Here is a 13,831-nt window from a genome sequence, read left to right as displayed (position 1 = left end):
GCCGTAAACCCGTCCTTGGGGGCTCGGTGTTGCCATCCATGGCAACACACGGTCCCGGCAACCCACCCGCACCACGCCCCGACAGTGGGTCGGCGCGCATGGGAAACGCCGGGGAAACGCCGGGAAACGCTGGGAATGCCGCAAATGCCCGAAATGCGTGGAATGTCTGGAAATGCCTGGAGCGCCGGCAAACGCCTGGGTAGAGCCGAGCCATGCTCGGCTGCTCTTCCTTCACAGGTCATGCTGGCATCGAACGAGGAAGGGCCATCAGCAGTCGTTAGAGGATCGATCCCACCTGGATGATTGCGATGGCCTCGGTAGAGCCGAGCCATGCTCGGCTGCTCTTCCTTCACAGATCATGCTGTCATCGAATGAGGAACGGGCATCAGCAGTCGCTAAAAGATCGAATCCGCCGGCTCTTCTGCATGCGCGCAAACCCTCCCATACCAGCCTCGCCCGGAGTGCGCGCGCACATGCTGCTGTCCGCCTTCGAGCTCTCAGCCTTCAACAGCCCCGGTACCACCCGGCAACGGATCCACATGTCCGCACGCCTCGCAGGTGCGCATCTCCACCGAGGCCTGATACCGCGCAAACACCTTCGGCAGATCCGTTTCGATGTTCTCCAGCGCGAAATACTCTTCGTACAGCTTGTGGTTGCAGCGCTCGCAGAACCACAGCAGCCCATCGCGCTCATGCGCCAGGCGCTTGCGCTCCACCACCAGCCCCACGCCGCCAGCCGGGCGGCGGGGCGAATGGGGCACCTTGCCCGGCAGCAGGAAGATCTCGCCCGCGCGGATCGGGATGTCGCGCACCGCACCGTCTTCCTGCACCTTCAGCGTCATCTCGCCTTCGAGCTGGTAGAACCACTCCGGACCCTCGTCGTAGTGGTAGTCGGTGCGGCTGTTCGGCCCGCCCACCACCATCACGATGAAGTCCCCGTTCTCGATCATCTTGTTGCCCACCGGCGGCTTCAACAGATGCCGGTGTTCCTCGATCCAGGCCAGCAGGTTGATGGGGGAAGCGAGCATGATGGGGATTCCGTAGAGAGACGCGTCAGTCGCGCCGACCGCGGCGCGGCACGTGGGCCAGGGCCTTTTCGTAGGCCGGTTGCAGGTCTTCCGGTGCACCCACGTCGATGCCCATCTCGCGCACCCGGCCGTCCTTCAGGCTGTAGACCCAGCCGTGCACCATCAGCTTCTGGCCACGCGCCCAGGCATCCTGCACGATCGTCGAGCGGCAGGCATTGACCACCTGCTCGATCACGTTCAACTCGCACAGGCGTGCGTGCTTCAGCGCCGGGTCCTCGATCGCATCCATGATCGAGGCGTGCTTCTGCGCCACATCGCCCACGTGCCGCAGCCAGTTGTCGGCCAGGCCCACGCGGGTGTTGTGCAGGCTGGCGTGCACGCCACCGCAGCCGTAGTGGCCCACGATCAGGATGTGCTTCACCTTCAGCTGGTCCACCGCGTACTGGATCACGCTCAGGCAGTTGAGGTCGGTGTGCACCACCACGTTGGCCACGTTGCGGTGCACGAACACCTCGCCCGGTGCCATGCCGATGATCTGGTTGGCCGGCACGCGCGAGTCGGAGCAGCCGATCCACAGGTATTCCGGGTGCTGCTGCTTGGCCAACTGGTGGAAGAATTCCGGGTCTTCTTTCTCGATCCGGTCCGCCCATTCGCGGTTGTTCTGCAGCAGCTTGTGGATGTCTTTCATGGGGCAGGTGTCCCTGACGTAAGGTGGGGGCAAGGCGCGGCCAGCCTGGCCGCGGCGTCGCGGGAAGCGGGGAGAATCAACCGGCGGTGTCGCCGTCGCGGCGCCAGCGCATCCACTGCGCCAGCTCGCGGGAAGCCGGGGCGTCCAGCGCCGACAGCGCGTCGATCACGCTGTGCTGGTTGGCCTCGGGATGGTTCTGGCTGAGCTTGAGTTTGATCTGCACCTGCGCCGGGCGGAAACGGAACCCGACGATGCCGCCGAGCATGCGCTGCTGGCGCGGCTCGATCGGCAGCAGGTCCCAGTCGCCGCCGACCTGCGCTTCATAGTGCGCGCTCAGGCCGTCCAGCATGGCGATCAGCGCATCATCGTCGGTCACCGGCTCCAGCACGCCGCGCAGTTCCGCAGCGGCGTAGTTCCAGGTCGGCACACGCGCCTGCGCGACCTTGTGTTCGCCCCGTCCCTGGGGCTCACCCTGCGGGCCAGCCTTTGGCTGTCCAACGCCGTTCCTGACGGCGTTGTCCGGATACCAGCCCGGCGACACATACGCGTGGGGACCGTGCACCAGCATCAAGGCGGGGCCGGCATGGCCTGCCTGCGGGTTCGGCTTGGCCCAGTGGCCTTCGATCAGGATGCCATCGGCGTCGCGCCGGTACAGCACCGGCATCCGGGTGGCCTGCGGCAGACCGTCGGCGTCGGTGGTGACCAGCGTGACAAACGCATCACGCGCCAGCAGCCGGTCCAGCCAGATCAGGTCGGTCTCGGCGAAGGCGGAAGGGATGAACATCGCCGGTTACGCGCGGGCGCCCAGGCTCTGCACCATGCGGCCGTGCAGCTCGGCATCGCTGGCGCCCTGCGGCGGCTGCACTTCATGCAGCGAGAAACCGCGGATCAGCGCGTCTTCCTCGTCCAGGCCGTCATAGGACACGAACTCGGCATCGAACAACTGCGACCGCGCGGTGTCTTCGCTGTCGTAGCTGAGCGTGTTGCCGTCGCTGTCGAGGACTTCGGCGGTGCCGGCCGGGCGGATCCGCAGGCGCGCCCAGATAAGCGTGTTGCCCAGGCTGGCCAGGAACCATTCGTCGCGGTGTGAGGGGGTGTCGTTCATATCAATACCATCGAAAGCAGCCAGAGCAGGGCAGCCATGCCCAGTCCGGCCAGCAGGGTCAGCAGCGATACCCAGGCAGGCGTGGCCAGCCCGGACAGCGCCCGGTCGGGGGTTTGCCGGTAATCGCGCCCAAGCAGCCAGCGCAGCGCATCCGGGCGCAGGAACGCGCCGTTGCCGAAGCGTTGCGCCAGCAGCGGATGGCGGTCGCGGATGTGGATCAGGGTCAGCGGCCAGAAGATCACGAAGGCACTGAACCCGGCGATCGCCACGCCGACGAAACACAGCGCGAAGAACAGGGTCATGGGCTCGGTGCCTCCGTGGGGGGGATCAGAACTCGGCGCTGCCCGGCGCGCGCGGGTAGGGGATGGCGTCGCGGATGTTGCCCAGCCCGCACACGTACACCACCAGGCGCTCGAAGCCCAGGCCGAAACCGGCATGCGGCACCGACCCGTAGCGGCGGAAATCGCGGTACCAGCTGTAGTGCTCGCGATCCAGGCCGAACTGCGCCATCCGCGCGTCGAGCACGTCCAGGCGCTCTTCGCGCTGGCTGCCGCCGATGATCTCGCCGATGCCCGGGGCCAGCACATCCATCGCTGCGACGGTCTTGCCGTCATCGTTCAGGCGCATGTAGAACGCCTTGATGTGCTCGGGGTAGTTGGTCACCACCACCGGGCGGCCGATGTGTTCCTCGGTCAGCCAGCGCTCGTGCTCGGTCTGCAGGTCCAGGCCCCATTCGACCGGGAAGTCGAACTTCTTGTCGGCCTTCTGCAGCAGCTTCACCGCTTCGGTGTAGTCGATCTGCTCGAACGGGGCGTTGATGAAGCCTTCCAGCTTGGTGATCGCGTTCTTGTCCACGCGCTCGGCCAGGAACGCCAGGTCGTCGCCGCGCTCGTCCAGCACCGCGCGGAACAGGTATTTCAGGAACTGCTCGGCCAGGCGCGCGTCTTCGGCCAGGTCGGCGAAGGCGATTTCCGGCTCGATCATCCAGAACTCCGCCAGGTGGCGGGTGGTGTTGGAGTTTTCGGCGCGGAAGGTCGGGCCGAACGTGTAGACCTTGCTCAGGGCCAGGCAGTACGCCTCGACGTTGAGCTGGCCGGACACGGTCAGGAAGGTTTCCTTGCCGAAGAAGTCACGGCTGAAATCGACCTCGCCCTTCTCGTTCCGCGGCAGGTTGGCCATGTCCAGGGTCGAGACCCGGAACATCTGGCCGGCGCCTTCGGCATCGGAGGTGGTGATGATCGGGGTGCTGATCCAGTTGAACCCGTTCTGGTGGAAGAACCGGTGCACGGCCTGGGACAGGCAGTTGCGGATGCGGGTGACCGCGCCGAACAGGTTGGTGCGCGGGCGCAGGTGCGCTACTTCACGCAGGAACTCCGCGCTCATCGGCTTGGGCTGGATCGGGTAGGTCAGCGGATCTTCGACCAGGCCGACGATCTCGATGTCGTGGGCCTGGATTTCGAACGACTGGCCCTTGCCCTGGGACTTGACCAGGGTGCCGCGGGCGATCACCGAGCAGCCCGGGGTCAGGCTCTTGATGTCGTCGAAGTTGCCCAGGGTGTCATTGGCCACCACCTGGATGGGGGCGAAGCAGGAGCCATCGGTGACATTGACGAAGGCCAGCGCCGCCGAGCCGCGCACCGTCCGTACCCAACCGCGTACGGTTGCCTCGCCGCCTTCCGGGATTTTCCCGGCAAGCGCATGTTCAACGCTGACCACCGTCATGACTTGAATCCTCTGTTGATCGACTCGATCTCTGAACACGGAGTTTAACGGGTGCGGTGTTCGGCTTGCGAGGCATTTTTCGCGCGCTCTCCGGGGCTGCGCGCCATGTGAACCGCAGCGACGGCCGTCGAAGCCGGGCCGCGCCATACCCTCTATAATGATCACGATCCGCTGGAGTTGCCTGTCATGGCCGTAAGCCTTACCCCTGTTGCCTTTGCCCGTGTGCAGAAGTTCGTCGAGCAGACCCCCGGCGCGCTGGGCCTGCGTTTCGGCGTGACCCGGACCGGTTGCTCGGGCTGGGGTCACATCACCGATCTGGCCCGCGACGAGCGCCAGGGCGACACCGTGTTCGAGCAGGACGGGGTGCGTATCTACGTGGATGCCGACAGCCTGGGCCTGGTCGATGGCACCGAGATCGACTTCGGCAAGCACGGCCTGAGCGAGACGTTCACGTTCAGGAACCCGAACGCGACCGCCGAATGCGGCTGCGGCGAGAGCTTCACCACCGAGGCCGACAAGGCCTGAGCCTGACCGCCGCCGGGCTGCCTGGCCCGCTGCGGCTTGCCTGTTGGGGCTTGCGCTGCCATACTTTGCGGCTTCCTGCCTGATTTCGGGCAGGACCCTTGCCCCACCGCGTTCACCTGCGGGGGGCTGTCCGGCCCTCAACGGGCCACATCCGAAAGGTAAAAACACATGAGTCGTCATTACGAAGTCGTGTTCCTGGTCCATCCGGACCAGAGCGAACAGGTCCCGGCCATGATCGAGCGCTACAAGGCGCTGGTCGAGAACGGCAGCGGCACCATCCACCGTCTGGAAGACTGGGGCCGTCGTCAGCTGGCCTACCCGATCCAGAACCTGGTGAAGGCCCATTACGTCATGCTCAACATCGAGTGCGACCAGGCCGTGCTGAGCGAGCTGGTGGAAAGCTTCCGCTTCAACGACGCCGTGCTGCGCAACCTCGTCATCAAGCGTGACGAAGCTGACACCGAGCAGTCGCTGATCATGAAGAGCAAGGACGAGAAGGGCGAGAAGCCCGAGCGTGGCGAGCGTCGTCGTCGTGATGACGAAGAAGGTGAACCCCCCCCCGCCGCTGACACCGATGCCGGCGAAGACGCCGCTTCGGCCGCTTAAGGAGCACTGACATGTCCAAGTTCTTCCGTCGCCGCAAGTTCTGCAAGTTCACGGCCGAAGGTGTCAAGGAGATCGATTACAAGGATCTCAACACCCTGCGCCAGTACCTGACCGAGAACGGCAAGATCGTGCCGAGCCGCGTCACCGGTACCAAGTCGAAGTACCAGCGCCAGCTGGCAACGGCCGTCAAGCGCGCCCGTTTCCTGGCCCTGATTCCGTACACCGACAACCACGACGTCTGATGAAAGCCGGCGGCTTCGGTCGCCGCTTTCGCGGATCTGGCCGCCCGCGCTGCGAAGCGTCGGGCGGTTTCCAGGTCTGCCGTTCGGATATTCGGACAGCCATCGCTGCGGGGCCTTGCCTCGCTAACGAATACATTTTTGGAGCTACACCATGAAGCTGATTCTTCTTCAGAAGGTCACCAACCTCGGCGGTCTGGGCGATCTGGTCGACGTGAAGCCGGGCTACGGCCGCAACTTCCTCGTCCCGACCGGCAAGGCCGTTCCGGCCACCGCGACCAACGTGGCCGAGTTCGAAGCCAAGCGCGCCGATTACGAAGCCAAGGCCCAGTCGATCCACGCTGACGCCGAAGCCCGCAAGGCGAAGCTGGAAGGCAAGAGCGTCACGATCGGTGCCAACGCTTCGACCGAAGGCAAGCTGTACGGTTCGGTCGGCCCGCGCGATATCGCCGAAGCCTTCACCGCTGCCGGCCTGCCGCTGGAAAAGAGCGAAGTGATCCTGGGCGAAGGCGCCTTCCGCAACGTGGGCGAGTACGAGGTGACTGTTCACCTGCACGCCGACGTCGAAACCACCGTCAAGGTGGTTGTGGAAGCCGAAAAGGCCTGATTCCTGCCGAAAGGCGGGCGTTACAGAAACGGGTGCCCGCGAGGGTGCCCGTTTTTGTTTTGTGGGGTGGTTGGTTTTTTTTTAGAAGCTAACGGCAACGGCAACGGCCATTGCAACGGCCACTGCAACGGCCGGCGCTTTTGCTTTCCTGGAGGAGGGTGGCGGGTAGCCTTGGCCGGGACACGCCGTAAACCCATCCATGGGGGCTCGCGGGCGCCATCCATGGCGCCCGACGGTCCCGGCCAAGGCTACCCGCCACCCTCTTCAGGGGATATCGGTGCGGGCGGTTGGGGTGGGGTGGGGCAAGGGCAGGGTCGGGGGCAAAGGCAGGGGCAAAGGCAGGGGCGGGGTGGTGGGAATTTGGAATGTGGGGTGGGGAAAGAGGGGAGGGGGTTGAGGGAAGGGCAACGGCAGCCACGCATGGCGTGGCTCTACACCTGCTCCTTTCTCTATTTCCCTCCTTTCTCTACTTCCCCCTTACCTTCCTACCCCCTTACCCCCTTACCCCCTTAGCTCCTTAGCTCCTTAGCTCTTTACCTCCTTACCTCCCAAATTGCTCTCACAGGGTCGCAAGACGCATGCGCGCTTGGCTCTGCCGTTCCCATGGCCACCAGCCTTCTATCGGCGGGGTGGTATGGGTGGGGGCGCGGGACCGTCGGGCGCCATGGATGGGTTCACGGCGTGTCCCGCGCCCCCACCCATACCGCCCCGCAATCGGCAGAAGCCAGTAACCATGCTTTGGCTTTGGCTTTGGCTTCGGCTTTGGCTTCGGCTCTAAGGCTTCAAAGCCTTTACGCCTCTAAAAACCACCCCACCCCCACCAAACACCGCCCCCGTTATACTCAGGCTATCGCGTCGCCCTTGGGGCCATTGAAACCCTGCAACATCAATGGCTTGAGGGTGGGAATCGCCCCGACATCCACCCTGGCGGGGGTCGCTTCAGGCCCTTGCCCCGGAAACCAACCACGCCATGCGTCTGTCCACGATCAAGCTGTCCGGTTTCAAATCCTTCGTCGACCCGACCACCCTGCACCTGCCGACCAACATGACCGGCGTGGTGGGCCCCAATGGCTGTGGCAAGTCCAACATCATCGACGCCGTGCGCTGGGTCATGGGCGAAAGCTCGGCCAGCCGCCTGCGCGGCGACTCGCTCACCGACGTCATCTTCTCCGGCTCCTCCGCGCGCAAGCCCGTCTCCCAGGCGACCGTCGAACTCATTTTCGACAACACCGACCACACCATCACCGGCGAGTACGCCTCGTTCAACGAGATATCGGTCAAGCGCCAGGTCAGCCGCGACGGCAGCAGCAACTATTATCTCAACGGCACCAAATGCCGCCGCCGCGACATCACCGACCTGTTCCTCGGTACCGGCCTCGGCCCGCGCAGCTACTCCATCATCGAACAGGGCATGATCAGCCAGATCATCGAAGCCCGACCCGAAGACCTGCGCGTCTACCTGGAAGAAGCCGCCGGCATCTCCAAGTACAAGGAACGCCGCAAGGAAACCGAGACCCGCATCCGCCACACCCGCGAGAACCTCGACCGCCTCAACGACCTGCGCGAAGAAATCGGCAAGCAGCTTGAACACCTCAAGCGCCAGGCGCGCCAGGCCGAGCAGTACCAGGCCCTGCAGGAAGAGCGCAAGGTCAAGGATGCCGAGTGGAAGGCGCTTGAATTCCGTGGCCTGGACAAACGCCTGGGCGGCCTGCGCGAAGCGCTCTCGCAGGAAGAAACCCGCCTGCAGCAGCTGATCGCCGAACAGCGCGACGCCGAAGCCCGCATCGAAACCAGCCGCGTCCGCCGCGAAGAAGCGTCCGACGCGCTCAGTACCGCCCAGGCCGAGGTCTACCAGGTCGGCAGCACCCTGGCCCGGCTCGAACAGCAGATCCAGCACCAGCGCGAGATGTCCCAGCGCCTGCACAAGGCCCGCGACGAAACCCAGCAGGCGCTGGCCGAACTGGGCCACCACATCAGCGGCGATGAAGCCAAGCTGCAGGTGCTGCGCGAGTCGGTGGAACTGGCCGAGCCCCAACTCGAACAGCTGCAGGAAGAAAACGAAATCAAGCAGGAAGCCCTGCGCGACGCCGAGGCCCGTCTGGCCGACTGGCAGGCGCGCTGGGAGGCCCACACCCGCAGTACCTCCGAGGCCTCGCGTGCCGGCGAAGTCGAACGCACCCGCGTGGACTACCTCGACCGCCAGGTGCTCGAAGCCGATCGCCGCCGCGAAGCGCTGGTCGCCGAACGCGCCGGGCTGGACCTGGATGCGCTGGCGCAGGTGTTCGAAGAACTGCAGCTTCAGCACGAAACCCAGAAAACCTCGCTGGACGGCCTCAACGAGCAGGTCGAAGAACGCAAGCACGCCGTCGCCGGCCTGCAGGACCGCCAGCGCAGCGGCCAGTCCGAACTGGCCGACATCCGCAAGCAGACGCAGGCCGCACGTGGTCGCCTGTCCTCGCTGGAAACCCTGCAGCAGGCCGCACTCGGGCAGGAGCAGGGCGCGGCGGTGGCATGGCTGAAGGCACGCGGACTGGACTCCGGCGCACGCGTCGGCGAGCGGCTGAGCGTTGAAAGCGGGTGGGAAAACGCGGTGGAGAGCGCGCTTGGCCAGCTGATCGAAGGCGTGCTGGTCGATGCGCCCGAGCGCCTGGTCGGCGAACTGGCCGAACTCGGTGAGGGGCGCATCGCGCTGGTCTCCGATGCGCAGGACGCCTTGCAGGTCGCACCGACCTCGCTGGCCGCCAAGGTGCAGGGGCCGACCGCGATCCGCCGTCTGCTGGCGCGCCTGCACGCTGCCGACGACCTCGACCAGGCGCGTGCGTTGCAGGCCACGCTGGGCGAGGGCGACTCGGTCATTACCCGCAGTGGCGAACGTCTGGGCGAAGGCTGGGTGCGCGTCTCGCGCTCCGGCGCGGCCAAGCAGGGCGCGCTGCTGCGCGAACGCGAGATCGTCACCCTGCGTGAGCAGATCGATACCCTGCAGGAGCGCGAAGCCGAACTGGAAGAGCGTCTGGCCGGCTTCCGTGACCAGCTGCTGGCCGGCGAACAGCAGCGCGAAGACGCGCAGCGCCAGCTTTACCTGGCCCACCGCAGCGTCTCCGAACTGGGTGGCCAGTTGCAGAGCCAGCAGGGCAAGGTCGAGGCCGCGCGTACCCGCATCGATCGCATCGAAGGCGAACTCTCGCAGTTGCTGGAAACCCTCGACGCCGGCCGCGAACAGGTGCGCGAAGCGCGCTCGCGACTGGATGATGCGGTCAGCAGTATGGGCGATCTGGAATCGGTGCGGCACGCGCTGGAGGCCGAGCGCCGCCAGTTCACCGACGCGCGCGACCAGGCCCGTGATGCGGCCCGCAACGTGCGCGACAGTGCGCACTCGCTGGCGCTGACGCTGGAATCGCAGCGCACTCAGGTCAGTGCGTTGAGCCAGGCGCTGGAGCGGATGAGCACCCAGCGCGGGCAGCTCGATTCGCGCCTGGGCGAACTGCATTCGCAGCTCGATGACGGCGATTCACCGGTGCAGGCGCTGGAAGCCCAACACCAGAACGCGCTCGGCGAGCGCGTGCGTGCCGATCGTGTGCTGGCCGAAGCGCGCACCATGCTTGACGGCATCGACGCCGAGCTGCGCACGTTCGAGCAGACCCGCCACCAGCGCGACGAACAGGCGTTGGCCCAGCGTGAGCGCATTTCCCAGCGCAAACTGGACCAGCAGGCGCTGGTGCTCAGTGCCGATCAGCTCACCGCATCGGTGGAAAAGGCCGGTTTCGTGCTGCAGGACGTCATCAACAGCCTGCCCGACGACGCCCGCACCACCGAGTGGGAGCAGGCCGTGCATCAGATCGACGGGCGCATGCGCCGGCTCGAGCCGGTCAACCTGGCGGCGATCCAGGAGTACGGCGAAGCCGCGCAGCGTTCGGACTACCTGGATGCGCAGAACACCGACCTGACCACCGCGCTGGAAACGCTGGAAGACGCCATCCGCAAGATCGACCGCGAAACCCGTGGCCGCTTCAAGGACACCTTCGACCGTGTCAATGCCGGCGTGCAGCAGCTCTATCCGCGTCTGTTCGGCGGCGGCCACGCCTATCTGGAGTTGACCGGTGAAGACCTTCTCGACACCGGTGTGGCCATCATGGCGCGCCCGCCGGGCAAGCGCGTGTCGAGTATCTCGTTGCTGTCCGGTGGCGAAAAGGCGATGACCGCGGTGGCGCTGGTGTTTGCGATTTTCCAGCTCAACCCGGCGCCGTTCTGCCTGCTGGACGAAGTGGACGCGCCGCTGGACGAAGCCAACGTCGGCCGCCTGGCCAATATGGTCAAGGAGATGAGCGAGAAAGTGCAGTTCCTGTTTGTCAGTCACAACAAGGCCACGATGGAAGCGGCGCACCAGTTGTCGGGCGTGACCATGCGTGAACCGGGCGTCAGTCGCCTGGTCAGCGTGGACCTTGAAGAAGCCGCACGATTGGCGGGCGCCGCCTGACGTGCCATGCTTATCTGAACGTATTTAGCCGGAGACCCCCCGAATGTCCGACATGGCACTGCTCCGCATCGGCATCCTGGCCGCCGGCCTGCTGTTGATCGCTGCGATCTTCCTGTTTGGCCGACCCAAGAAAAAATCCCAGGGCCGCCGCGTCGATGCGCCCGAGGGCAGCACCGGCCAGCGCCGTGAGCCCAGCCTGGGTGACGGCGACACCGGCGAGTCCGGCACCGTCGGCGGCGTCGGCGAAGATGGCGTGACCCAGGCCGAACTGGGGCTGCCGGATGTCGATGGCGCCGCCGCCAGCGATCTGGGCAAGCGCGCCAACCAGGATTTCGACAAGATCGTGTCGTTGTTCGTGGCCGCCCGCGCCGGCGAACAGTTGCGCGGCGAAGATATCGTGGTGGCAGCGGAAAAGACCGGCCTGGTGTTTGGCCACATGAACGTGTTTCACCGCCTGGTCGAAGGCCATCCCGAGCGCGGCCCGATCTTCTCCATGGCCAGCATCATGAAGCCGGGCAGCTTCGACATGGCCAACATCCGCGAGATGGAAACCCCGGCGATCGCCTTCTTCCTGACCCTGCCGGCGCCGTTGACCGCGCTGGACGCCTGGGAAAAGATGCTGCCGACCGTGCAACGCATGGGCGAACTGCTGGACGGCGTGGTGCTCGATGACAGCCGCGCCACGCTCGGCCGCCAGCGTGTCGCGCACATCCGCGACGAACTGCGCGCCTACGACCGCCAGCACCAGGCCCCGCCGCTGACCAAGGCACCGCGCTGGTAAGGCGGGCCGGGTGTGGTGCAGCCGAGCATGGCTCGGCTCTACCCCGGGAAAGGCGGCGGCGCGCAACGACGGACGGTGGTGCAGCCGAGCGTGGCTCGGCTCTACCGCGGGAAAGGGCGGCGACGTGCAACGACGGACGGTGGTGCAGCCGAGCATGGCTCGGCTCTACCCCGGGAAGGGGCGGCGGACGGTAGAGCCGAGCCATGCTCGGCTGATTGTCCAGCTCATTCCTGCAATGGCCAGCGGCACCATGCATGGGGGTATTCCCCCAATCTGCCGACCAGTCCCGCTCGAACTGGATTGGCAGCGATATAAACCGCCTGCCGACGGAGCGATTCATCGCACCGCACCGCGTGGTCGAAGTACCCTGGCTGCCACAGCGGCGCCCCGCGTCCGAGCCGTTGGTTCAGCAGACGGCCGCTGCGGGATTTGAACATCTGCATACAGGCGGCAAGCGTCCCGCTGCGTAACTGGAACATCCAGTGCACATGGTCCGGCATCACCACCCACGCCAGTGAACACGTGCGTTTCGTTGCGTCGACAAATCGCAGGGCATCGATGATGACCGCGGCGTTGTCGGGTTCTTTGAAAAGTGGCGCTCTACCCAGCGTCACGGTGGTGACCGCATAGACCTGGGCGATTTCAGAGTGGCGTCCAATCTGCAGTCGAGGGCTGGTCATCGCCACACGTTGCCCGTTTGGCAGCCGCGCGTTGATCGGCCTGGTGCCCGATCTGTTGTCGGACATCTGTGCGATGTCGTATGGCGATCAGCCGAGCATGGCTCGGCTCTACCCGTGGATGGGGCGTCGCGGCGGAGCGATCAGCCGAGCATGGCTCGGCTCTACCTGCGGCACGCCCCGAGGTAGAGCCGAGCCATGCTCGGCTGCGTCTACCGTCAGGACGAAGCGCCCACCGCCGCCGCGAACGCTTCGCGGAACCGCGCCATCTCACCCTCGGTGCCCACCGTCACCCGCACCCGCTGCGACCAGATCGGCCAGCTGCGGCCGATGACCACGCCGCGTTCGGCCATCGCGGCGGTGAACGCGGTGCCGTCGCGCTTTACATCGACCACGAAACAATTCGCTTCGGACGGCACGCAACTGAAACCGCGCGCGCCCAGCCACTCGATCGTGGCGCGGCGCGCGCGCGCGTTCTCGGCCTTGCGTTCGGCCACCAGCGTCGGCGCGCGCAGGCTTGCCAGACCGGCCGCCAGCGCGGTCACCGGCAGCGGGTTGTCGCCCAGGCTGGCCAGTTCCTGCAACCGGTCCGGGTGCGCGGCGGCCACGCCCAGGCGCAGCCCCGCCATGCCGTACAACTTGGAGAAGGTACGCAGCACGATGACATCGTCGCGCTGCATCACCTGGCCGATCACCGAGCGTTGCTCGCTGTACTGCAGGTAGGCTTCGTCGACCAGCACGCGGGTCTGCCGGGGCTTGTTGGCGAGCAGCCAGGCAATGTCCGCCGCCGGGGTGATCGAGCCGGTCGGGTTGTTGGGGTTGCACAGGTACAGCAGCCCGGCGTTGATCCGCGCTGCTGCGGCGGCCATCGCGTGGACGTCGTGGGCACCGTCGTCGCGCAGCGGCACCTTGGCCACCGTTGCACCACGCGCGGCGGCCAGGTTGCCGAGCGCTTCGAAGGTGGGGTCGGCCACCACCAGGCCGGCGCTGGACGAAGTCCACAGGATCGCCGCCCGATTCAGCGGTTCGCTGGAACCCGGATACAGCCGCACCTGGTCCTTGCCCAGCCCTTCCTGCCGGGCAAACACATCGCGCAGTTCGCTGGCCAGCGCAAACAGGTAACGGCCGCTGCCAGCGACGATGTCGCGCGCGGCCGCCTGCGCCGCCGGTGCCGGGCCATACGGGCATTCGTTGAAGTTCAGCAGCACCGGGCCGGCCGCCGCTGCGGTGCGCGGGGTGGCAGCGGCTGCCGTGGACAGACCCAGCCCGGACAGGGCCAGGCCGGTGCCGGCCAGTTGCAGGAACGCGCGGCGGGTAGGAGCGGGAACGGTCACACGGCACCTGCGGGAAGGGACTTCGCGCACGCTAGCGCCGCTACC

Annotated in this window: 14 protein-coding genes; 6 read left to right on the top strand and 8 right to left on the bottom strand. The window is 66.1% G+C overall.

Going from position 1 to position 13,831, the window contains the following annotated elements:
* Nucleotides 1–497: 497 nt before the first annotated feature.
* The 6 genes from NR101_RS02305 to asnS form a co-directional block, all read right to left on the bottom strand.
* On the bottom strand, nt 498–1,028 hold the full coding sequence (locus NR101_RS02305; RefSeq protein ID WP_256774545.1) for a 3-hydroxyanthranilate 3,4-dioxygenase: 531 nt from the start codon (nt 1,026–1,028) through the stop codon (nt 498–500).
* A gap of 25 nt (nt 1,029–1,053) precedes the next feature.
* Complete coding sequence (can, locus tag NR101_RS02300; RefSeq protein WP_256774544.1) at nt 1,054–1,716, bottom strand: carbonate dehydratase; 663 nt, start codon at nt 1,714–1,716, stop codon at nt 1,054–1,056.
* A gap of 76 nt (nt 1,717–1,792) precedes the next feature.
* Nucleotides 1,793–2,500, bottom strand: a complete 708-nt coding sequence (locus tag NR101_RS02295) for an FMN-binding negative transcriptional regulator (RefSeq protein ID WP_256774543.1) — start codon at nt 2,498–2,500, stop codon at nt 1,793–1,795.
* A gap of 6 nt (nt 2,501–2,506) precedes the next feature.
* Nucleotides 2,507–2,821, bottom strand: coding sequence for a hypothetical protein (locus tag NR101_RS02290; protein ID WP_256774542.1), 315 nt, complete (start codon nt 2,819–2,821; stop codon nt 2,507–2,509).
* On the bottom strand, nt 2,818–3,123 hold the full coding sequence (locus NR101_RS02285) for a hypothetical protein (protein WP_256774541.1): 306 nt from the start codon (nt 3,121–3,123) through the stop codon (nt 2,818–2,820). The genes NR101_RS02290 and NR101_RS02285 overlap by 4 nt, the downstream gene beginning before the upstream one ends.
* 25 nt (nt 3,124–3,148) lie before the next feature.
* The gene (gene asnS / locus NR101_RS02280) at nt 3,149–4,543 is read right to left on the bottom strand and encodes an asparagine--tRNA ligase (RefSeq protein WP_256774540.1); all 1,395 of its coding nucleotides are present in this window, start codon (nt 4,541–4,543) and stop codon (nt 3,149–3,151) included.
* A gap of 186 nt (nt 4,544–4,729) precedes the next feature.
* Between asnS and NR101_RS02275 the strand changes: the two genes are divergently transcribed.
* The 6 genes from NR101_RS02275 to zipA all read left to right on the top strand — a co-directional run bounded on the left by NR101_RS02275 (nt 4,730) and on the right by zipA (nt 11,775).
* Nucleotides 4,730–5,068, top strand: a complete 339-nt coding sequence (locus NR101_RS02275; RefSeq protein WP_256774539.1) for an iron-sulfur cluster assembly accessory protein — start codon at nt 4,730–4,732, stop codon at nt 5,066–5,068.
* A gap of 168 nt (nt 5,069–5,236) precedes the next feature.
* Nucleotides 5,237–5,674 (top strand): 30S ribosomal protein S6, encoded by a 438-nt coding sequence (gene rpsF, locus NR101_RS02270; protein ID WP_256777696.1) that lies wholly within the window; start codon nt 5,237–5,239, stop codon nt 5,672–5,674.
* A gap of 11 nt (nt 5,675–5,685) precedes the next feature.
* Nucleotides 5,686–5,916: a 30S ribosomal protein S18 gene (gene rpsR / locus NR101_RS02265; RefSeq protein WP_002804494.1), complete on the top strand. Its 231-nt coding sequence runs from the start codon at nt 5,686–5,688 to the stop codon at nt 5,914–5,916.
* A 151-nt stretch (nt 5,917–6,067) separates the two neighbouring features.
* Complete coding sequence (gene rplI / locus NR101_RS02260; protein WP_256774537.1) at nt 6,068–6,520, top strand: 50S ribosomal protein L9; 453 nt, start codon at nt 6,068–6,070, stop codon at nt 6,518–6,520.
* Nucleotides 6,521–7,490: 970 nt separating this feature from the next.
* A complete protein-coding gene (smc, locus tag NR101_RS02255; RefSeq protein WP_256774536.1) occupies nt 7,491–10,994 on the top strand; it encodes a chromosome segregation protein SMC in 3,504 nt (1,167 codons plus the stop codon).
* Nucleotides 10,995–11,037: 43 nt separating this feature from the next.
* The gene (gene zipA / locus NR101_RS02250) at nt 11,038–11,775 is read left to right on the top strand and encodes a cell division protein ZipA (protein WP_256774535.1); all 738 of its coding nucleotides are present in this window, start codon (nt 11,038–11,040) and stop codon (nt 11,773–11,775) included.
* A 224-nt stretch (nt 11,776–11,999) separates the two neighbouring features.
* On the opposite strand, the gene NR101_RS02245 is transcribed toward zipA, so the two are convergent.
* Nucleotides 12,000–12,521, bottom strand: a complete 522-nt coding sequence (locus NR101_RS02245; RefSeq protein ID WP_306175331.1) for a transposase — start codon at nt 12,519–12,521, stop codon at nt 12,000–12,002.
* Between the two features lie 149 nt (nt 12,522–12,670).
* Complete coding sequence (locus NR101_RS02240; RefSeq protein WP_256774534.1) at nt 12,671–13,786, bottom strand: pyridoxal phosphate-dependent aminotransferase; 1,116 nt, start codon at nt 13,784–13,786, stop codon at nt 12,671–12,673.
* Nucleotides 13,787–13,831: the final 45 nt, after the last annotated feature.

It is taken from the genome of Stenotrophomonas sp. Ste86 (genome assembly GCF_024519465.1).
Lineage (GTDB): Bacteria > Pseudomonadota > Gammaproteobacteria > Xanthomonadales > Xanthomonadaceae > Stenotrophomonas.
The sequence above is the reverse complement of the archived record's forward strand: the minus strand, read 5'-3'. Positions and strand labels throughout refer to the sequence as shown.